Genomic DNA, 20,591 nt, shown 5'->3' on the forward strand with positions numbered 1-20,591 from the left:
TTAACCTATCATCAAGATTATTAAGGAGAGGTATTTGATTGTGAATAATTCGCTTTCTGGATCAGTAGATATGCTACCTGAAGAAGTTTTGTGTAGAAACTCAATCGAAGAAAAGATTAAAAGTTTTTGGGAAAAAAATGGCTTTGTTATGGTGTCTATCCCTGTTCTTGAAAATTGGGACAAGTTACAAGTAGCACTTGACGAAAAATTAATAGAAAAAACAATTAGATTTATTGATAGATTTGGAGGAGTTAGCGTTCTTAGCCCCGACTTGACGGTTTCTATTGCAAGGATGGTTTCTGCTAGAAAGAGAAGCTCTCCTTTTCCGTTAAAATATTTTTATTTATCAGATGTATTTAGAGTTACTTCAGAACATAGTGTAATAAGACAATGTGGTGTTGAAATTATAGGGGCTGATAAACAAAGTTTAGCTGACGTAGAACTTGCAGTATTAATTTTTATGACTTTAAAAGAAATCGGTTTTAATGAGATATATCTTGAAATAGGAAATTTTGAAATATTAAAAGAGCTTTTGGATCTGGATATGCTTAAGAGTTACAAAAAAAATTTGCTTGAGGCTTTTTTAAAAAAGGATTGGGTAACACTAAACTGTATTGCAAATGAGATTAAGGATTTTAAAATTTCAAACTTTATTAGAAATCTTCCAAAACTTTCAGGAACACCAGATGAAGTTTTTTCAAAAATTAATTTAATTCCTGAATTTTTGCATCCTTCAGTTAAAAATTTGGAGAAAATAAGTAATGAAATCAAAAATGCTGGCGTAAAACACTATATTAATCTTTCTTTGATTAACGAAATTTCCTATTATACTGGCTTTATTTTTCAAGTTTTTGTTCCAGGTTCGCCAAATTCTATTGGTGGCGGAGGCAGATATGATGATTTATATTCCCTATTTGGTTTTGATTGTCCTTCCTCAGGGTTTGGTATTGATTTAGATAAGATTTATGAGATTTTGAAAGCGAATTATCTTAAACCTATAAATATTGACGTCCTTTTATCTTTTAATGATGATATACCTTTACATTGGGTGTGGAATCTAGCTGCTTCCTATAGAGACCAGGGGATAAGGGTGGAAATAGACTTAAAAAGTAGAAAATTTGATGAAGCCTTAGAGTTTTCGAAAAATAAAAAGGCTAAAAGATTGGTTTACATATCTAAATTAGAATCATCAGGAGTATCTGGGTGGATTGTTGATACGCATACCGAAAACAAAGAAAGGATGACCTTTTGCTGATGCTTAAAATTGCTGTACCAAAAGGAGTTTTGTTTGAACCATCTTTAAGATTATTAAAAAATTGTGGATACAAGATCCCTTCAGATTTTGGGAGGAAACTTTTAATAGAAGATTCAAATCAGCAACTGTCTTTGGTAATAGTAAGACCTTTTGATATGCCTCTTTATGTGGAAGAAGGGGTTGTTGACGTTGCTTTTATCGGTAAAGATGTAATTGAAGAAACTTCGATGTCTTGTTTTGAAATATTAGATTTAGGTTATGGTCAATGCAGGTTGTCAGTTGCTGTGCCAGGTTTTAGTCCTTATAGATCTGTTGAAGATTTTCATTCTTTTATTAAAGTTGGATCGAAATATCAGAATCTTTCAAAAAAGTTTTTTATAGAAAAAGGAATTCAGGTTAGGATTTTCCCTCTTGGAGGATCTGTAGAGTTGTCGCCTATTGTGGGTTTGTCTGATGCAATAATCGATCTCGTTTCTACTGGTAATACTCTCAAAGCCAATAACCTTGTAGAAATTGAAACTATTTTGTTTTCCACTTCTCGTTTAGTGGTAAATGATGCTAAGTATAGACTTAAGAGAAAAGAAATAAACGAATTCATTTTGCGAGTTAAGGAGGTTCTTAATGATATTTATTGATGATTTTCTTTTATTAAAAAAAGAGGCAGAGCTTCAAAGATTGTGGAAAAGGGGGTCGTATTTTCAAGATAATAAAATTTTTGATGAAGTGATAGCAATTATAAATAACATTAAATCAAGAGGACTTGAAGCTGTAAAAGAATATTCTAAAAAATTTGATGATTATGATTTATCCCTTGGTTTAATAGCTTCAGAAGAGGAAATAATTTCTCAAGCGAGGCTTGTACCTACTGATGTTTATAATGCACTAAAGCATTCTGCTGAAAGGATAAAAAGGTATCATGAAAGCGTTAAAATTGAATCATTTAAGTATGAAACAGAAGAGTCAGAATCAGGGTTTAAATGGACTCCAATTGAAAATGTAGGTATATATATACCAGGAGGATTGGCAGCATATCCATCTACAATTCTAATGACGGTTATTGTTGCTGATGTTGCGGGAGTGAATAACATCTATGTATGTTCTAAGCCAAATAAGGGAAAAATAAATCCATATATAGCTTCAGCTATTCTTGCTTGCAATACTAAGAAGGTTAAGGTTGTGAAGCTTTCTGGTATTCAGGCTATTTCTTCTATGGCTTTGGGTTTGGGAATTAAAAAGGTTGACAAGATATTTGGACCTGGTAACGACTATGTAAGTCTTGCTAAAAAATATTTCTTTGGAGAGGTAGCTATTGATATGATGGCTGGTCCTTCTGAAATATTAATAGTTTCTGATGGCAAAGTAAATCCTTCTTGGATTGCATGGGATTTTTTGTCGCAAGCAGAACATGATAAAAATGCAAAAACTGGCCTGATATCAAATGAAATTGATTTTTTAAATGAAGTAATGGAAAGAGTTAAAGAATATTCTCTTAGAGTTTTGAATAAACATATTGTAGAATCTTCACTCCAAAATTCCTTTTTTGGGTTTGCCCCTACCCTTGAGGATGCGATAAGTATTTCAAATATCTTAGCTCCTGAACATCTTGAAATTGCTTGTGAAAATCCTGAAGAACTTTTTAACAAAGTTCAAAATGCAGGCACAGTGTTTCTGGGAAATTTGACTTGTGAACCATTTGGAGATTATATTTTAGGACCAAGTCATGTTTTGCCGACATCAGGTAGTGCACGTTATTTTTCAGGGATAAACGTGTATGATTTCTTAAAAAGAACAAACTTTTCTAGAATAAAAACAAAAAATGCTTTAAAAAATCTTTTAGATGCTTCTTTGATAGCCGAAGTAGAAGGATTTAGCGCTCATAAAAAGTCCATGCTTTGTAGGAACGAATGAAATCTTAGCTTATTAATGTAAAGGGAGTGTCATACCTATGAAAGAAGATAAAACTTATACAGAGTATGTATATTGTGGGAAAATTATTAAAGTGAGACGAGATTGGGTAAAGATTAAAAAGGGAACAAAGCAACACAGAACTTGGATGGAGGTTGTTGAATTTTCTAATGCCGTAGGCATAATTGCTTTACCAAACAAAGAAGAGATTTTATTGGTTGAACAATTCAGATATGCTCCCAATGAAAAACTTTTAGAGATCCCTGCTGGAAAATTGGATCCTGGTGAATCCCCTGAAGCTGGTGCTATAAGAGAACTTATTGAAGAAACAGGATATAGGGCTAAAAGCGTTAAAAGGATATTTTCTATGTATACAACTCCAGGATTTACCGACGAATATATGCACATTATGCTTTGTGAAGACTTAGAATACGTTGGCGTTAATCCTGATGAAGATGAGGTAATTAATGTAGTAAAATTTAATATTAAAGACCTTGAGAAAATGGTTTTAGAGGGGAAGATTAAAGACGCCAAAACAGTGCTTGCGGTCCTTTATCTTACAAGAAGGTAGTAAGGCCCTACATGCTTTTGTAAGCTATCTCTTTTTTATAAGAGGGTATTCTGAGAATACAGTAAATTCGTACAGGAGCGATATAAAGTCCTTTTTTAACTTTTTTAAGGACAGAATAAACGATACTGTTGATATTGAAAAGTTATTGCTATATTATTCGAATTATTTAATTTCAAATAATTATAAAGCCTCTTCTCTTGAAAGAAAATTGGTAGCAATAAAACAATTTCTTATTTTTTCATTCCAAGAAGGTTATTATAAGGGCAAAATTCCTGATATTGTTTTGCCAAAAAAAGATAAAAGATTGCCATTTTTTTTGTCTAGGAGCGATATCTTTAATATTTTTAACTTTATTTCTAATTCAAAACAATTTACTATTAGGGATTTGCTTATTTTTAAGATGTTGTATTTTACGGGCATGAGAATTTCAGAGCTTTTAAATCTAAAGATTGATAACGTTAATTTTGAAAGTATGGATATTAGAGTTCTTGGGAAAGGATCAAAGGAAAGAATTATTCCTTTTCATCGAGATATTTTGGATTTGTTTAATTCGTATTTAATTTTTAGACAAGAGAGTTTGAAACCTAAGTGTGAAAATATTTTTGTTAATTCAAAAGGGAAGCCTCTTTCAAGGCAATATATATGGAAAATGTGTAAAAAAGTAGGTAATTTCTTAAATTTAGAATTACATCCTCATATTTTTAGACATTCATTAGCAACCCATTTACTTTCTGGTGGGGCTAGTATTAAGACTATACAAGAAATATTAGGTCATGAGTCAATTTCGACTACTCAAATATATACTCATTTAATATATGAAGAACTTAAGAAGGAATATTTTAGAGCATTTAAAAATTTTGATAGTGTTATTAATCCAATAAATAAATTATAATATTAATTAAATTTATTTATTGCAATTATTTTTTAAGGAGGATTGAATTTGAGAAATTGTATAGCAAAGATTCCAGAACCAATTAATGAACCTGTTTATGATTATGGGGTGGGAACTAAAGAAAGAGATAACCTAAAATCGGCATTAAAGGATGTTCTTTCGAAAAAGGTTGAAATTGCGTTAATTATTGGTGGAAAAGAAATTAAGACCGAAAATACAGTAGATATTAGATGTCCACATCAACACGATATTGTTCTTGGTCAGTATTATCAAGCTGGTAAGGAAGAAATCAAGTTAGCAATTGAATCGGCTATGAATGCGAAAAAGAATTGGGCTAAAATTGATTTTCAAGAAAGGGCAGCAATTTTTTTAAAGGCGGCAGAGCTCTTAAGCACAAAGTACAGATATTTAATGAATGCTACAACAATGCTTTCAATTAGCAAAAACGTATTCCAGGCTGAAATAGATTGTGTTTGCGAACTTATTGATTTTTTGAGATTTAATGTGAAATTTGCTGAGAAAATTTATGAGGATCAACCAATTTCTCCGAAGGGTTTTTGGAATAGAATGCAGTATAGGCCTCTTGAGGGTTTTGTATTTGCAGTTCCCCCGTTTAATTTTGTTTCGATTTCTGGCAATTTGCCAACTGCACCCGTAATAATGGGAAACGTTTCAATTTGGAAACCGGCTTCCAGCGCTGTTTATCCTTCTTATTTATTTATGAAGATTCTTCAAGAGGCAGGTTTACCAGATGGGGTAATCAATTTCGTGCCTGCTAAAGGTTCTACTATAGGAGATTTGGTTTTCTCTTCTAGAGAATTTGCTGGCCTTCATTTTACAGGGAGCTATGAAACTTTTAACTACATGTGGAAAACTATAGCTAATAACATCTCAAATTATATAACCTATCCAAGAATTGTTGGCGAAACTGGTGGAAAAGATTTTATTTTTGCTCATAATTCGGCTAATGTTAAGAGTTTAATTGCTGCAATTATTAGAGGTTCCTTTGAGTATCAAGGTCAAAAGTGTTCTGCTGTTTCAAGAGTTTATATACCAAAATTAATGTTTAATAGTTTTAAAGACGAGTTTCTAAATGAGCTTAGCAAGATAAAAATGGGTTCTCCTGAAGATTTTACAAACTTTATGAATGCAGTTATTGATAGAGAATCATTTGACAAAATTAAATCATATATTGATTATGCAATAAATAGCAACGAAGCTAGTATTCTATTTGGTGGAAAATGTGATGATAGTGTAGGATATTTCGTAGAACCTACTGTTATAGTTACTGAAAACCCTCATTTCAAAACTATGGAGGAGGAGATCTTTGGTCCTGTGGTAACTTTCTATCCTTATGATGATAATAAGTTTGAAGAAACGCTTTATTTATGCGATAAAACAAGCATATACGGTTTAACTGGTGCTATCTTTGCTCAGGATAGAAATGCTATAAACATTGCAACCGAAGTTCTTGAGTCTAGCGCAGGGAATTTTTACATTAACGATAAGCCAACAGGTGCAGTTGTTGGTCAGCAACCTTTTGGTGGGGCTAGAGCTAGTGGAACAAACGATAAGGCAGGCAGTTTGTTAAACCTGATTAGGTGGACAAGCGCAAGGTCTGTTAAAGAAACTTTTAACCCTCCAGAAAATTTTCAATACCCCTTTATGGAGGAAAGATGATGCTAAATAATATTTTTAATTTTACTATCTCAAACACTATTGATTATGTTCCAGAACAAATTATAGATTTTTTTTCAAAAAAATATGTTTCTGGACCATCTCTTTCCGATGCGGTTAAGACTACAATTGATTTGAACTCCAAGGGAATGATGTCTACTATTGATGTGTTGGGTGAATTCGTTCAAAACGAAGATCAAACTATTTTTTTTAGAAATGAGTGTATTAAAGTACTTGAAACCATTAAAGAAGAGTCTTTAAACGCAAATCTCTCTTTAAAACCTACTCAAATGGGTCTTGCCATAAATAAAGCTCTTTGTTATGAAAATATAAGGAAAATAGTAAGGAGAGCTAAGGAATTAGACAATTTTGTAAGAATTGATATGGAGAATTCACCATATACAACTGATACGTTAAAAATGTATAAGCTTTTAAGAGAAGAATTTCCAGGTCATGTGGGGACTGTTTTGCAAGCCTACTTAAGAAGAACAATTGACGATATTGACAAACTTTCAGATAAAAATCTGAATATAAGGCTTTGCAAGGGTATCTACGTAGAATCTTATAAAATTGCGTACAAAAATCCTGAATTAATTAATGAAAACTATATTTATTGTTTAGAAAAACTTTTTGATAATAAGGCATATGTTGGCATTGCAACTCATGACGAGAAGTTAATTTTTCATGCAATGAAGCTAATTAGGAAATACAACTTACAGCCAAATGAATATGAATTTCAAATGTTGTTGGGAATAGGTGATGAACTGAGAGACTTTATACTTTCTAAGAAGCATAGACTTAGGATATATGTACCATATGGCAAAGAGTGGCTATCTTATGTTAGAAGAAGACTAAAGGAGAATCCAAACATAATTAAAACAGCTCTTGGATTAAAGTTGTAGCAAGACTATAAAAAATATTTATATATTGTTAGATAAAAAGAAATTATAATAAAATATTAACGTATCAAATACTTTATTTAGGGGGTGCTAATTTGTTTTTAAAGTACAAGAAATTTTTGTTTTTGGTCTTAGCTTTATTTGGAGTGGGTTTGCTGTTGGCAGGTTGCGCTGGTACTCAACAAAAAGCTGCAAGTTCTACAATTAAAGTTGCAGTGGTAGGTCCAATGACAGGAGCGCAAGCGAAATATGGAGAAGACTGGAAAAATTCTGCACTTTTGGCTATTGATGAAATTAATGCAAAGGGAGGAATAAAGGGGAAAAAACTTGAAGCGGTAATATTTGACGATGCAGCAGATCCGAAGCAGGCTGTATCTGTAGCTCAAAAGATTGTTAGCGATCCAAGTATTGTGGCTGTAATAGGCCACGTTAATTCTGGTTGTTCCATACCTGCTTCTAAGATCTATGCTCAAGCCAATGTTCCAATGCTCACTGTGTCTACAAATCCTGAGTTAACACAGCAAGGTTTAAAAAATATTTTTAGAGTAGCCCCAACTGATAATGTTCAGGGAAGTTTTGCTGCTGATTTTTTGTTTAAAAAAGGATATAAGAATATAGCTATTTTGCAGGATAAGTCTGCATATGGACAGGGGGTTGCTACAGAGTTTAAAAATAGCTTTGAAAAACTTGGTGGAAAAGTTCTTGCATTTGAAGGTGTGACAGAAGATCAGAAGGACTTTTCAGCTATTCTTACAAAATTTAAAACCCTTAATCCAGATGCTATTTATTTTGGTGGTTACTATCCTGAGGGGGCTCTTATAACCAAGCAAATGAGAGATTTGGGCATGAAGATGCCTTTGGTAGGACCAGATGGCTTATATGATCCACAATTTTTAAAGATTGCAGGAGCAGCAGCTAATGGAGACATAATAACAAATATAGGTCTTAATATTGAAACAAATCCAAATGCTAAAGATTTTTTGGCAGCTTATAAGGCAAAATATGGAGAGCCAGGTGCATATGGTATATTTGCGTATGAAGCTGTAAAAATATTAGCAGCTGCTCTTGAAAAGGATCCAACTGCTAAGGGTGAAGCACTTATTAAACTTTTAGACGAAACCAATTATAATGGTGTTCTTGGAAATACAACATTTGCTCCAAATGGTGATACAAAAAATAAAGTAATTACTGTTTATGAAGTTAAAAATGATAAGTTTGTTGAAATTTAGGGGTTGGCAATTTTAGTTTTTTAGTTTATAATTTCAACATGTGAGCGGGAGTAGCTCAGTCGGTAGAGCATCAGCCTTCCAAGCTGAGGGTCGCGGGTTCGAATCTCGTCTCCCGCTCCATGTTGTTTTGAGCGCCCGTAGCTCAGTTGGACAGAGCGGCGGACTTCTAATCCGTAGGTCACAGGTTCGAATCCTGTCGGGCGCGCCAGCCTATTACTTTAGAATTAGGGGGAAGTATAAAGGTGAAGGAAGATACAACAATTTATCAATGTGAACCATCTAAATCTTCAGAAGTTCATGTCAAAAAGAAAACTATTACTTATTTATCAGACGAGACCACGCTAAAAAGTGTTATTTTTTATAATTCTAATGAACTCAGTAAAAAAGCTGGAATTTTACTGTTTTCAGATTGGATGGGTGTGGGGAATTAAAGTAAGTATGTTGAAAGAAATAACATTTCAGCTGTAGGATACTGTTTTGGTGGCACAGTAGCTTTAGAGTTGGCAAGAAGTGGTGCTAATCTCAAAAGTGTGGTAGTTTTTCATGCAGGCCTGGATACTCCACTAGAGGCTATACCCGGTATTTTTAAACCAAAGGTTTTAGCCTTGCACGGTGCGGATGATCCTCATGTACCCCTCGATCAAGTATTAAAATTTCAAGAAGAATTAAGAAAAGTTAAAGCTGATTGGGTGTTTGTTTCCTATGGAAATAGTGTTCATTCGTTTACCAACAAAAGAGCGGGAACGGATGCATCTAAAGGAGCTGCTTATAATAAGTTAGCAGATAAGCGTTCTTGGTCTCTTGCTATTAGTTTTCTGAAAGAAAATATTAAATAGGATTTTTTTTGAGAATTGTGGTTTGTAAATTAACATAATTTCTGTATTTAAAATATCTTTTTTTTAATATATATAATTTATTTTCTGTTTTATTTAAGTAATGTTACAATAAAATTATGTTTTAATAAAAATAAAACGAGGGGATATTATGAAAATTACTATTGTAATGGATAATTGTGTTCATGCTCCAACACCATATTCTTTCAAAGCTGAACACGGCATGTCGATTTTAATCAATATATCTAACAAACTTATACTGTTTGACACAGGCCAATCAGGTTCAATTATTCACAATCTTTCTTTATTAGGCGTTAACCCAAAAGATTTGGATATGATTGTTTTGAGTCATGGACACTATGATCATACAGGCGGTTTATTGTCTATTTTAGGTAATGCAAGAAAAAAGATACCAGTTTTTCTTCATAAAGACGCATTTTTAAACAGATATTCTTTAGCTGGTGAGAAGAAATTTCATATTGGTATCCCTTATTCTAAGAAATATTTGGAGTCATTAGGTGCAAATTTTGTTTTTGTTGAAGAAATTTTAGAAATTGTCCCAGGTTTGTTCTTGAGCGGTACTATTGAGCGTAAGACTGATTATGAAAAAGGGGATTCAAATTTAGTTATAGAAAAGGATGGCAAAAGTGTAAAAGATCCGATTCTAGATGATATGGCCCTATATGCTATTAAGGATAATGGGCTTATAGCCCTGACAGGATGTGCTCATGCTGGCATTATAAATATTATCCGATACGGTTTTAAACTTTTAAAAACAAACAAACTTTATGCGATTGTTGGGGGAACTCATCTTGGTCCGGCTGACCCTGTTCAAAGAGAAAATACTATTTCAGATTTGTTAGATGCTAAACCAACTATTGTGGCTGCCAATCATTGTACTGGTTTTTCTATGATGGCCAAGCTAAAAGATTCTTTCGGTGATAGTTTTATAGCTGCCTTTGTAGGAACTGAAATTGATTTTTCATAATTCTTAAATTTGAGGAGGTGATTTAGTTTAATTTTTTAAAATCTTAGGAGGTGAACAATTGGATTCTACAGTTTTGAAAAGTGCAATTAACAAATCGAAATGGTTTTTAATGCCTTACATTTTTATTTTGTACATTTTAAATTTTGTTGATCGCATTAATTTTGGCTTTGCAGCAGTAGGAGGTATGAATAAAGATCTAGGACTATCTGCTGAGCAATTTGGTTTTGCCGCTGGTATATTCTTTTTTGGGTATTTGATTTTTCAAGTGCCCAGCAATTTGCTTTTACACAGGATTGGAGCAAGGATTTGGATAGCTATTATTATAATAGTTTGGGGTTTGACTGCGACTTTAACAGGATTTTCAGACAATGCTTTTCATCTATATGTCGCTCGCGTAATGCTTGGTTTGGTAGAGGCAGGATTTTTCCCAGGCATGATATTGTATCTTACATACTGGTTTCCACAACGAGAATTGGCTCAAGCTGTAGCAATCTTTATGACTGCTTTAGCTATATCGAGTGTTATTGGCGGTCCTATTTCTGGTCTTATTTTAGATCACGTACATTGGCTAAATATGCAGAGCTGGAGGTGGATGTTTATACTTGAGGGGATACCTTCAGTTATTTTTGGTTTTATTACATTTTTTGTGCTTCCGAACAAGCCAGCAGATGCTACTTTTTTAACTATTGATGAAAAAAAGGCCCTAACTGATGAAATATCTAGAGAGCAAGCAGAGAAAGCTAAGCAAAGAAAGGCTTCGGTCAGAGAGATTATTGTTGATGGTAGAGTTTGGCTCTTGGCATTTATTTACTTTTTTGGATGTATTATGGGTCTATATTCAACCAGTTTCTGGTTACCTACGATCATCAAAGGTTTGTCAAATTCTTTTAGTGCAACTATAGTAGGCTTTTTAACAATGATCCCTTACATACTCGCTGCTATTGCTATGGTGTGGGTTGGTAGGGATGCCGACAAAAAAGGAGAGTGGAGACGACACTCTCAAATTCCTCTTTTGGTAAGTTCTATTGCAATATTTCTTATGTTGTTTATAAAAGATCCTTTTATATCAATGATTGTTTTGTCAATTGTTACTATAGGAGCATTTGGAGCATTTGGTCCCTTTTGGGCACTTGTTAATGAATTTTTATCTGGAGAAGCGGCTGCTGCTGGAATTGCAGTGATCAATTCTATTGGAAATCTTGGTGGCTTTTTTGCTCCCTACATTATTGGACTTATAAAGGACAAAACAGGGAATGTATATTTTGGGCTTGCAGCTGTAGGAGCCTTACTTCTCGTGGCTGTCATACTGTTAGCTATATTACCTAAAGAGCCGGTCAAAAAATCTGCTTAATTTTTTCTTCTGCAGCCAAGTTAAAATGTCTTGGCTGCAGAGTTTTTGTGGTAAAATCATCTTTATATGAAAAGAGTAATTGATTCTTGTCCTGATCCCTTGCATTTTCTAATAAAATGTTTGTATCTAGGGTCCACTGCATTTGGGGGAGTTGCAATGTTACCCACTCTAAGATCTGAATTTGTCAAAAAATATACATGTGTAAGTGATAACTCTTTTTTAAGAGGAGTTACGCTTACCGAGTTCTTGCCAGGCTCAATTATTAGTAATCTTATAGGATTTATAGCTTATAGGTCTTTTGGTTTTTGGTATGGCATTCTTTCTTCTTTAGCTATTGTTTTCCCGTCTATATTAATGATGATAGGCTTTGCTTTTTTGTATTTGCATGGAAATGCAACAATAATAAGTCTGATTTTTAAAGGATTAAAACCATTTGTAGTTGCATTTTTTTTTGTTGCTTTTTTGCAATTTTATAAAAAATATATTAAAACTGGAAGGCAGTTAATTCTTCTTTTGATTTCTTTTATTGCTTTTTTAAATAATGCTGAGATTATCTACGCATTTTTATTATCTTTCTTATTTGGAGCCTTTTTGTTTAGAATAGATGTGCCTCGAGCAAGAAGCTCTTCAATTGAAAATCTTTCTTTAAAAGAGATTATTTATGCGCTTTTTATATTAGCAACAATGTTTTTAACTGTTTTTTTCTTATTTCCAAGTTTTTTTGATTTTTGTCTTAGTTTGAGTAAAATTAGCCTGCTTGCTTTTGGAGGCGCTCAATCTGCACTGCCTCTTTATCATAAAACTTTTGTTGTTAATAACAATCTTTTAACCCAAAATGCTTATTTGGATGCTGTTCTTATAAGTCAGATTACTCCTGGTCCTGTTCTTTGTCTTTCTGGTTATATAGGTTATGTTTATGGGGGGTTTTTGGTGCAATGCTTGCTTTTTTGTTTACCTTTTTACCTCCTATAATTTTGCTAATTTTGGTTAATCCGTTCTATGATAGGCTAAGTAAAAGAACCTGGTTTTATAAGGGTATGATTGGTGTGATTACAGCATTGACATCTCTTCTTTTCTCTCTTGGTGTACAATTTTATCCGCAGACTATAACTGATCCATTTACATTTCTAATAATGATTATAAGCGCAATATCTCTTTATTATAAAAAACCTATTATTTTTACAGTGATTTGTATTTCAATTTGCAGTTATATTTATTATGGCTTTTTAATACATTTTTAAATAAGCTTTTTTTATTTTTTTAAGTTATAATATGTTAAAAGAATTGAAATTATTATGATGGTTGACAATTTTTATCTTTTTTGTAGAATATTAACGATGCCTCCATCGTCTAGGGGACTAGGACACAGCCCTTTCAAGGCTGAAACAGGGGTTCGAATCCCCTTGGAGGTACCATTTTGTTTTATGTACTTCTTAAAAAATGGGCGGATAGCTCAGTGGAAGAGCACCTGCTTTACACGCAGGGGGTCGTAGGTTCGAACCCTACTTCGCCCACCATTTTTTTAAAACTTCATTTTAGAAGGTGAAAAAAATGCCAAAGAATTCTAAGAAGGTTAAAAAAACTCCACAGTTGCCAAATACAGAAGACCAATCTTATAAGAGTTTTTCTAGCTATTTTGATGATTTAGAGGAACCGTCCGATTTAGATAATATAATAAAATCCATAGAAGCTGGCAATGTGGATGATGAAGATCAAGATCTTTTAAAAATTGTTAACGATACTGAGCCGGTTTCAGCAGAAGACGTCCTAACTATGCCAGAAGAACGCGTTCCTATGGTCGAGGATCCGGTAAGGCAATATCTGAAAGAAATTGGCAAGATTCCTCTGTTAAAACATTCAGAAGAAAAATATTTGGCTGAGAGAGCATTTCATGGCGATGAAGCAGCTAAAAAGAAACTTGCCGAAGCAAATCTAAGACTTGTGGTTTCAATTGCCAAGAAATATACAAAAAGAGGTTTGTTGTTTCTTGATTTAATTCAAGAAGGAAATATGGGTTTATTAAGGGCTGTTGAAAAGTTTGATTATAGAAAAGGTTATAAATTTTCAACTTATGCAACATGGTGGATTAGACAAGCTGTTACTAGAGCTATAGCGGACCAGGCAAGAACTATAAGAATACCAGTACACATGGTGGAGACAATCAATAAATACAAAAAAACTGTTAGAAATTTAAGCCAACAATTAAGCAGAAAACCTACTGACGAAGAAATAGCCGAAAAGATGGAAGTAAATGTAGAAAAAATTCATGAAATTAAAAGGATTTCACAAGAACCTATATCCATCGAAACTCCTATTGGGAAAGATGAAGATAGTCATCTTGGAGATTTCATAGCAGATGAATCAATTTCATCACCTATGGAGGCAGTTACGTATCGTCTTTTGAAGGAAGATTTAGAAGAAGTAATCAAAGATTTACAACCAAGAGAAAGAGATGTAGTTAGACTTAGATTTGGTCTTGTTGATGGCCATGCGAGAACTCTTGAGGAAGTGGGCAAAGAATTTGGCGTTACCAGAGAGAGAATTAGGCAAATAGAAGCTAAAGCGCTTAGAAAATTAAGACATCCAAGCAGGAGTCGTAAACTTAGGGATTATTTAGTCTAGCTATGTCTAAAATAAATCATATTGCCATCATAATGGATGGCAATGCAAGATGGTCAAAAGCTAGATTCCTTCCAGTTTTCAACGGTCACTTTGAAGGATTTAAAAAATTGCAAGAAATGGTAAATATCTTTACTGAAAAAAATATTCCCTATCTAAGCGTTTATGCTTTTTCAACCGAAAATTGGAAGAGACCTAAAGAAGAAATAGAAGGCATATTTAAAATTTTTTATGATGGAATAGAAAAGTATATAGAAGATTGGTCAAAAAAGGGTGTTAAGTTAAAGTTTTTCACTCTAAAAGAAAATTTATCAAATGATATTTTAAAATTAATTGAAACTTCTGAAAAAGTCGAAGTCAATCCAGTAAAGGTTAACCTTGGTGTTGCTTTTAATTATGGTTCAAGAAAAGAAATTTTATATACTGCTAATAAAATAAAGTCTTTAAATATTGAATTTAATGAAGAAAATTTTTCAAAGTTGCTTTTGACTTATCCCTTCCCTGAACCAGACATATTGATAAGAACTGGCGGGGAAAAAAGAATAAGCAACTTTTTCTTATGGCAAATTGCCTATACAGAACTTTTTTTTGTCGATAAATTGTGGCCCGATTTTACAAAGGATGATCTTGATAATATTATTGCAGAATTTCACAAGAGACAAAGAAGATTTGGGGGACGTAATTCTTGATTTTTAGGGTGATAACAGCCTGTTGGGGAATACCTGTTTTGTTATTTCTTGTTTATGCTGGTAATTTATGGCTTGTTTTGCTTCTTTCTGTTTTGATATTATGTTCTACATATGAATTTAGTGTAATGATGAAGAATAATAATCATAGAATGCCTTATATTTCATTTTTAGTATCATTCATAATATTTTTTGGAAATGTTTTTGGTTTTCTATCTTTTTCAATTTTTTTAGGTATGTTGTTACTTTTCTTTTGGGCGATAGTTTTCTTCAATAAGTTTTCTTTTTTTGATGTTAGTCTTTCACTTGCTTCTTGCCTTTTTATATCTTTTTCACTTTCTTTTTTCTATTTAATTAGGAATCTTGATAACGGTTTTTTTTGGTCAGTTGCTCTTTTGACAAGTTTGTGGCTAGGAGATTCTATGGCTTATATAGTTGGTAAAAACTTTGGCAAACATAAACTTTCAGGCGTTTCGCCAAAAAAAACCTGGGAAGGTGCATTTGCAAATATAATTTTTGGTGTTGTTCCTTTTTTGGTTCTTTCAAATATTTTGCAAAAATCCATTTTTTTATTGATTTTTTTGGGTATTGTTGTTAATATAATTTCTCAAATTTCTGATCTAAGCGAGTCTTTGATCAAGAGAACCTTTGATTGTAAAGATTCTGGAAATCTTTTGCCAGGACATGGAGGTTTCTTTGATAGATTCGATAGTTTGTTTTTTTCATCACCAGTTTTATATTTTATGATTCTTTATCTTGGGAAAATTAAATGAAGAAAATAATTTTGATTGGATCTACAGGATCAATAGGCACGCAAGCTTTAGAAGTTGTTAGAAAACATTCTGATAAATTAAAAGTAGTAGGTTTAGCAGCAAGAAAGATATCAGAAAAATTAAGAGATCAAATTCGGGAATTTCAACCTGAATGTGTTGGCCTATTGTATAAAGAAGATTTTGAAACTAAGCCTGAGAAGACATTTTATGGTTTTGATGGAATCTTAGAAATGGTAAGACAAACAGAAGCTGACTTAGTTTTGCTAGCTTGGGTAGGCAAAGATTCGATATATATTGCTAAATCAGCGCTTGACTCAAATAAAGATCTTGCTTTTGCTACAAAGGAAATACTTGTTTATGGTGGAAATTTAATTGTTAATTATGCAAAAAAAGTTGGCAGAAAAATTTTACCTGTAGACAGTGAACACAACGCAATCTTTCAACTATTAGAAAACGAAGATATTTCTTTTGTTGATTCTATATATCTGACAGCTTCAGGAGGGCCATTCTATAACAAGCATTTTATCAAAAGTCCTTCAGTGGATGAAGTTTTGTCGCATCCTACATGGAAAATGGGACCAAAGGTAACTGTTGATTCTGCTAATCTGATGAATAAAGGTTTTGAAGTAATAGAAGCCTCTTTTCTTTTTGGTTTTGATCCTAGTAAGATTAAGGTTCTTATTAATAGAACTAGTTTGGTTCACTCTTTGATTTCATTTCTTGATGGTTCTGTTAGAATCTTGTATTATAAACCGGATATGCGAATACCTATACAGCATGTACTCTCTTATCCTGAAAGATGGGTTGCTCCTCAAAAAGAAGATTTTGAAAATCATTTCGTGTTGGAATTTGAAAAGCCTAATAATAATGAGTTCCCATGCCTGGCTCTTGCTTATGAAGCGTTGGAAGGTGGTTCAATTAAAACTGCATCGCTTGCTGCTTGTGATGAAGTTTTGGTTGATGCATTTTTAAATAAAAAGATTTCATTTTTAAGCATCCCAAAAATGTTAGAATTGATCTTATCAAAATCTAATTCGGGTAATGTTACATCTTTTGAAGAGATAGATTTGATTTATAATGAAACTGTTGCGAGAAGTTTAGAGTTGTTGGAGGCCTATAAAATTTAATGAGTATCTTAATTTTTATTTTAGTAATTTTTGTTGCGACGCTAGTTCATGAAGCGGGGCACTTTGTTTTTGCAAGGATTTTTGGTGTAGGAGTTTATGAATTTTCAATTGGTTTTGGTCCAAGAATTTTCAAAAGTAAATACAAAGAAACAGATCTTAGCGTTAGGGTTCTTCCTCTTGGTGGGTTTGTAAGAATTGCTGGTTTGGATGAAGGAGAGGTTCCCCCTGGAACGAAGAGATTTGATCAAATTAAATCATTTCAAAGAATTTTAGTAATTTTAGCTGGTCCTGTAATGAACATAATTATGGCTGCAGTTCTTTTTACTCTTGTATATACACAGGGCGTTTATGTTCCTGATTTAAAGATTCAATCAGTTAATGATAATTTCCCAGCTGCAAAAGCAGGAATACAGGTTGGAGATAAGATTGTTGCTGTTAATGACATTCCTATTAAAACGCCAAATGAGTTAATAAAAATAGTATCTGAATCGAAAGGGGAAAAACTTAAACTAACTATTTTGAGGGATGGCAAGGATATAAATATTAGCCTTATTCCAGAATTTGATCAGAAGGAAAACAGGTATTTAATTGGCATAATGTTTGATCGTACTTTAAAGAAATATTCAATTCTTGAATCTATATATATGGGATTTACTCAAACAATTTCCTGGTCTATTGCACTTGTTGTAAGTATTTGGATGTTAATAACAGGAAAAGTTCCGGTAGGAAGTCTGGCTGGACCTATAGGGATAGCTAATATGCTTGGTCAGGCTGCCAATGAAGGCCCTACTGCTCTTATTTTTTTTATAGGTTTTTTGTCTTTAAATTTAGGGATATTAAATCTGCTTCCTATTCCTGCTCTTGACGGTTCAAGAATTCTATTTTTGCTTGTTGAAGTTCTTAGAGGGAAGCCTATAGATCCAAAAAAAGAAAATTTCATACATGTGGCTGGTTTTGTATTTTTAATTTTATTAATGATATTTGTCAGTTATTTTGATATATTAAGAATCTTTAAAAGATGATTAGACAAAAGGTTGCTGTTAAAGATTTAATTTTTGGATCTGGCAAAGTTTTTGTTCAAACAATGACAAAAACTGATACAAGAAATGTTAATGCTACTGTTGAACAAATCAGACAAATCCAAAAAGCGGGTGCAGATCTTGTAAGGCTAGCGGTTCCAGATAATGAGGCTGCAGAATCCATTTATAAAATTGTCAAAAGGGTATCGATACCCCTTGTGGCAGATGTTCATTTTGATTATAGGTTGGCCTTGAAGGCTATCGATGCAGGGATTTCTAAGATAAGGATAAATCCTGGCAATATTGGTTCAAAAAATAATTTGCTAGAGGTTGTGAAAGCTGCATCGAGCAATAATATCCCTATTAGAATAGGTGTAAATGAAGGCTCTATACCTAAAGATCTCCTTGGAAAATTTCAAGATAATCCGGTTGATGCTCTTGTTAGTTCTGTAGAAAGAGAAGTAAGTTTACTTGAAAATGTTGGATTCAACAATATTGTGATCAGTGCAAAAACTTTTTCTGTTAATTTGCTTTTAAAAACCTATGAGTTGCTTTTTGAAAAGTTTCCTTATCCCTTACATGTAGGAGTTACTGAAGCAGGCCCTTTGTTTCAGGGGACAGTAAGATCAAGCGTTGCTATAGGAATTCTTTTAAACAAAGGCATAGGAGATACCATAAGGGTATCTCTCAGTTCAAGTCCAATTGATGAGATAAGGGTTGGAAAGGAGATTCTTAAATCTCTTGAACTTGAAACTGGTCCAGTGATAATATCTTGCCCAACTTGTGGCAGAACAGAGGTCAATTTAAGAAAATTAACTAAAGTTGTTGAAAAGAGACTTCTGAATGTAAAAAAACCTTTAAAAATTGCTATTATGGGATGTGCAGTAAATGGACCTTCTGAGGCTAAGTCTGCTGATTTGGGTATTGCATGCGCTAAACAATTTGCATTTTTGTTTAAATATGGAAAAATAATAAAAAAAATTGATAATGATAATTTGGAAAAAATTTTTTTAGATGAACTAGAATCTCTTATTTTTCAGGAGGATTTATGAAATTATCCAAATTGTTCTTCAAGACTCTTAAGGAAGTACCAGGTGATGCTGAGGCTATTAGTCACGTTCTCTTGTTAAGAGCTGGCTATATAAGACGTCTTAGTTCCGGTATTTATACATATTTGCCCTTAGCCAAAAGAGTTTTGTTAAAAATTGAAAATATAGTTCGTGAGGAAATGATTAATATTAACTCTCAAGAACTATTACTTCCTGCCCTTCAACCAAGAGAAATTTGGGAAATTTCAGGAAGATGGAAAAAATATGGACTTGAACTTATGAGATTTAAGGATAGACACGATAAGGACTATGCTCTTGGTCCTACTCATGAGGAAGTTATAACTGATTTGATAAATAGAGAGGTCAATTCTTATAAACAACTTCCAATTTCTGTATTTCAAATACAAACAAAGTTTAGAGATGAAATAAGGCCTAGATTTGGGTTGATGAGAACAAGGGAATTTATTATGAAAGATGCTTATAGCTTTCACAGAAACGAAGAGGACCTTGATAAAACTTATTGGGACATGTTTCACGCTTATGAAAAAATTCTTACAAGAATGGGATTGAATTTTAAGTCGGTTGAAGCAGATTCTGGAGCTATTGGTGGAAGTGTTTCTCATGAATTTATGGTTTTGACTCCTTTTGGAGAGGATAAGATTCTTTATTGCTCAAGTTGTTCATATGCGGCAAATCTTGAAAAGGCCACGTCAACTTATGAACCATTTTACCCTAACAGTAGTGAACTTTCTGATATAGACATTATTCCAACACCTAATGCAAGAACAGTTAATGAAGTTTCGGAATATATTGGAGTAGACCAGAAGTATATTCTAAAGTCTTTGATGTATAGAGTCGATGGAAAACCAACAATGATAGTGATAGCTGGTGATGATGAGTTAAACGAGGTAAAGTTAAAAAACGCTCTTTCTGGAAAAGAGCTGTCAATGATGACGCCTGAAGAAATTAAGCAAGAATTAAACTTGAATGTTGGTTCAATAGGACCGGTAAAGATTAATAATAATATAGATTTGATATGTGACAAAAGAATTTGTGTTGAAAATGTAGCCTTTTATGCTGGAGCAAATAAAGAGGGATATCACTATAAAAATGTTTACTTTAAGAGGGATTTTTATACAGATAAAATTTTTGATTTGAGAATTTCAAAGGCAGGCGAATTTTGTTCTCGTTGTGGCTCTAGGTTATTAGAGAGCACGGGTAGTGAAGCTGGTCATGTATTCAAACTTGGTACAAAATACAGTGAACCAATGAAAGCTTATTTTAAAGATGAAGATGGCAAAGAGAAACCGTTTGAAATGGGATGTTATGGAATTGGTATTTCAAGACTTCTTGCTATTGTTGTTGAACAACATCATGATGAATTTGGAATTATATGGCCAAATTCTATTTCTCCTTACCAGGTAATTATTATTCCTACAAATATAAATGATAAAAATCAGTTAACGACCTCTGAAATGATTTTCTATGAACTAAAGGAAAGAGGCATAAGCGTTTTGTTTGACGATAGGGATGAGAGAGCAGGAGTAAAGTTTAAAGATGCTGATCTCCTTGGAATTCCAATTAAGATTATAATAGGTAGTCACTTTTCTAAATCTGGTCTTGTTGAGATTAAAGTTAGAAGGGATGGAAGTTCAAATCTTGTTCCGCCAGACGAAGCAAGCGTATACGTATCTTTAAAACTTAGACAGATAATATAA

At 33.0% G+C, this 20,591-nt stretch carries 21 protein-coding genes, 4 tRNA genes and 1 pseudogene; 25 read left to right on the forward strand and 1 reads right to left on the reverse strand.

All coding sequences use genetic code 11. The features are described 5' to 3' along the window. The first annotated feature begins 40 nt into the window (after positions 1-40). From THENA_RS03520 to THENA_RS03585, 14 genes and pseudogenes are all read left to right on the forward strand, one after another. Positions 41-1,255, forward strand: coding sequence for an ATP phosphoribosyltransferase regulatory subunit (locus tag THENA_RS03520; protein WP_245523258.1), 1,215 nt, complete (start codon positions 41-43; stop codon positions 1,253-1,255). Further along, positions 1,255-1,890, forward strand: coding sequence for an ATP phosphoribosyltransferase (gene hisG / locus THENA_RS03525; RefSeq protein WP_013756061.1), 636 nt, complete (start codon positions 1,255-1,257; stop codon positions 1,888-1,890). Before THENA_RS03520 ends, hisG begins: the two co-directional genes overlap by 1 nt. Next, positions 1,877-3,163, forward strand: a complete 1,287-nt coding sequence (hisD, locus tag THENA_RS03530) for a histidinol dehydrogenase (RefSeq protein ID WP_013756062.1) — start codon at positions 1,877-1,879, stop codon at positions 3,161-3,163. Before hisG ends, hisD begins: the two co-directional genes overlap by 14 nt. Before the next feature lie 37 nt (positions 3,164-3,200). Then, a complete protein-coding gene (locus tag THENA_RS03535; RefSeq protein ID WP_013756063.1) occupies positions 3,201-3,731 on the forward strand; it encodes an NUDIX hydrolase in 531 nt (176 codons plus the stop codon). Further along, positions 3,703-4,623 (forward strand): site-specific tyrosine recombinase/integron integrase, encoded by a 921-nt coding sequence (gene xerA / locus THENA_RS03540; RefSeq protein ID WP_013756064.1) that lies wholly within the window; start codon positions 3,703-3,705, stop codon positions 4,621-4,623. Before THENA_RS03535 ends, xerA begins: the two co-directional genes overlap by 29 nt. A gap of 48 nt (positions 4,624-4,671) precedes the next feature. Then, positions 4,672-6,303: an L-glutamate gamma-semialdehyde dehydrogenase gene (pruA, locus tag THENA_RS03545; RefSeq protein ID WP_013756065.1), complete on the forward strand. Its 1,632-nt coding sequence runs from the start codon at positions 4,672-4,674 to the stop codon at positions 6,301-6,303. Beyond that, positions 6,300-7,202 (forward strand): proline dehydrogenase family protein, encoded by a 903-nt coding sequence (locus THENA_RS03550; RefSeq protein ID WP_218914886.1) that lies wholly within the window; start codon positions 6,300-6,302, stop codon positions 7,200-7,202. Before pruA ends, THENA_RS03550 begins: the two co-directional genes overlap by 4 nt. Positions 7,203-7,294: 92 nt before the next feature. Next, the gene (locus THENA_RS03555; RefSeq protein ID WP_013756067.1) at positions 7,295-8,428 is read left to right on the forward strand and encodes a branched-chain amino acid ABC transporter substrate-binding protein; all 1,134 of its coding nucleotides are present in this window, start codon (positions 7,295-7,297) and stop codon (positions 8,426-8,428) included. Between the two features lie 44 nt (positions 8,429-8,472). Beyond that, positions 8,473-8,548, forward strand: a tRNA-Gly gene (locus tag THENA_RS03560). Positions 8,549-8,559: 11 nt separating this feature from the next. Next, positions 8,560-8,636: transfer RNA gene (locus THENA_RS03565), tRNA-Arg, on the forward strand. 34 nt (positions 8,637-8,670) lie between these two features. After that, a complete protein-coding gene (locus THENA_RS03570) occupies positions 8,671-8,859 on the forward strand; it encodes a hypothetical protein (protein ID WP_013756068.1) in 189 nt (62 codons plus the stop codon). A 21-nt stretch (positions 8,860-8,880) separates the two neighbouring features. Continuing rightward, positions 8,881-9,264 (forward strand): annotated as a pseudogene (locus THENA_RS03575) (dienelactone hydrolase family protein); the annotation flags it as partial. 148 nt (positions 9,265-9,412) lie between these two features. After that, the gene (locus THENA_RS03580; protein WP_013756069.1) at positions 9,413-10,249 is read left to right on the forward strand and encodes an MBL fold metallo-hydrolase; all 837 of its coding nucleotides are present in this window, start codon (positions 9,413-9,415) and stop codon (positions 10,247-10,249) included. Positions 10,250-10,307: 58 nt separating this feature from the next. Continuing rightward, positions 10,308-11,600 carry an MFS transporter gene (locus tag THENA_RS03585; RefSeq protein ID WP_013756070.1) on the forward strand — a complete coding sequence of 431 codons (1,293 nt, stop codon included), beginning with the start codon at positions 10,308-10,310 and terminating at the stop codon, positions 11,598-11,600. Here the strand turns inward: THENA_RS03585 and THENA_RS09995 are convergent. Then, a complete protein-coding gene (locus THENA_RS09995) occupies positions 11,584-11,742 on the reverse strand; it encodes a hypothetical protein (protein ID WP_169309399.1) in 159 nt (52 codons plus the stop codon). The genes THENA_RS03585 and THENA_RS09995 overlap by 17 nt on opposite strands. Before the next feature lie 14 nt (positions 11,743-11,756). Between THENA_RS09995 and THENA_RS03590 the strand changes: the two genes are divergently transcribed. From THENA_RS03590 to THENA_RS03640, 11 genes are all read left to right on the forward strand, one after another. Continuing rightward, positions 11,757-12,572 (forward strand): chromate transporter, encoded by an 816-nt coding sequence (locus THENA_RS03590; RefSeq protein ID WP_041437923.1) that lies wholly within the window; start codon positions 11,757-11,759, stop codon positions 12,570-12,572. Next, positions 12,536-12,841: a chromate transporter gene (locus tag THENA_RS10240; RefSeq protein ID WP_013756072.1), complete on the forward strand. Its 306-nt coding sequence runs from the start codon at positions 12,536-12,538 to the stop codon at positions 12,839-12,841. Before THENA_RS03590 ends, THENA_RS10240 begins: the two co-directional genes overlap by 37 nt. Positions 12,842-12,939: 98 nt before the next feature. After that, positions 12,940-13,015, forward strand: a tRNA-Glu gene (locus THENA_RS03600). 27 nt (positions 13,016-13,042) lie between these two features. Next, positions 13,043-13,117 (forward strand) — tRNA-Val (locus THENA_RS03605). A gap of 34 nt (positions 13,118-13,151) precedes the next feature. Continuing rightward, on the forward strand, positions 13,152-14,222 hold the full coding sequence (rpoD, locus tag THENA_RS03610) for an RNA polymerase sigma factor RpoD (protein ID WP_013756073.1): 1,071 nt from the start codon (positions 13,152-13,154) through the stop codon (positions 14,220-14,222). Between the two features lie 2 nt (positions 14,223-14,224). Next, positions 14,225-14,908, forward strand: a complete 684-nt coding sequence (gene uppS / locus THENA_RS03615) for a polyprenyl diphosphate synthase (protein WP_013756074.1) — start codon at positions 14,225-14,227, stop codon at positions 14,906-14,908. Then, entirely contained in the window at positions 14,905-15,678 is a 774-nt protein-coding gene (locus THENA_RS03620) for a phosphatidate cytidylyltransferase (protein WP_013756075.1), read from the forward strand. Before uppS ends, THENA_RS03620 begins: the two co-directional genes overlap by 4 nt. After that, positions 15,675-16,805, forward strand: a complete 1,131-nt coding sequence (dxr, locus tag THENA_RS03625) for a 1-deoxy-D-xylulose-5-phosphate reductoisomerase (protein WP_013756076.1) — start codon at positions 15,675-15,677, stop codon at positions 16,803-16,805. Before THENA_RS03620 ends, dxr begins: the two co-directional genes overlap by 4 nt. Beyond that, a complete protein-coding gene (gene rseP, locus THENA_RS03630) occupies positions 16,805-17,827 on the forward strand; it encodes an RIP metalloprotease RseP (RefSeq protein ID WP_013756077.1) in 1,023 nt (340 codons plus the stop codon). Before dxr ends, rseP begins: the two co-directional genes overlap by 1 nt. After that, the gene (gene ispG / locus THENA_RS03635) at positions 17,824-18,876 is read left to right on the forward strand and encodes a flavodoxin-dependent (E)-4-hydroxy-3-methylbut-2-enyl-diphosphate synthase (protein ID WP_013756078.1); all 1,053 of its coding nucleotides are present in this window, start codon (positions 17,824-17,826) and stop codon (positions 18,874-18,876) included. The genes rseP and ispG overlap by 4 nt, the downstream gene beginning before the upstream one ends. Further along, positions 18,873-20,591: a proline--tRNA ligase gene (locus THENA_RS03640; RefSeq protein ID WP_013756079.1), complete on the forward strand. Its 1,719-nt coding sequence runs from the start codon at positions 18,873-18,875 to the stop codon at positions 20,589-20,591. Before ispG ends, THENA_RS03640 begins: the two co-directional genes overlap by 4 nt.

Source organism: Thermodesulfobium narugense DSM 14796 (assembly GCF_000212395.1).
Classification (GTDB): Bacteria; Thermodesulfobiota; Thermodesulfobiia; order Thermodesulfobiales; family Thermodesulfobiaceae; genus Thermodesulfobium; species Thermodesulfobium narugense.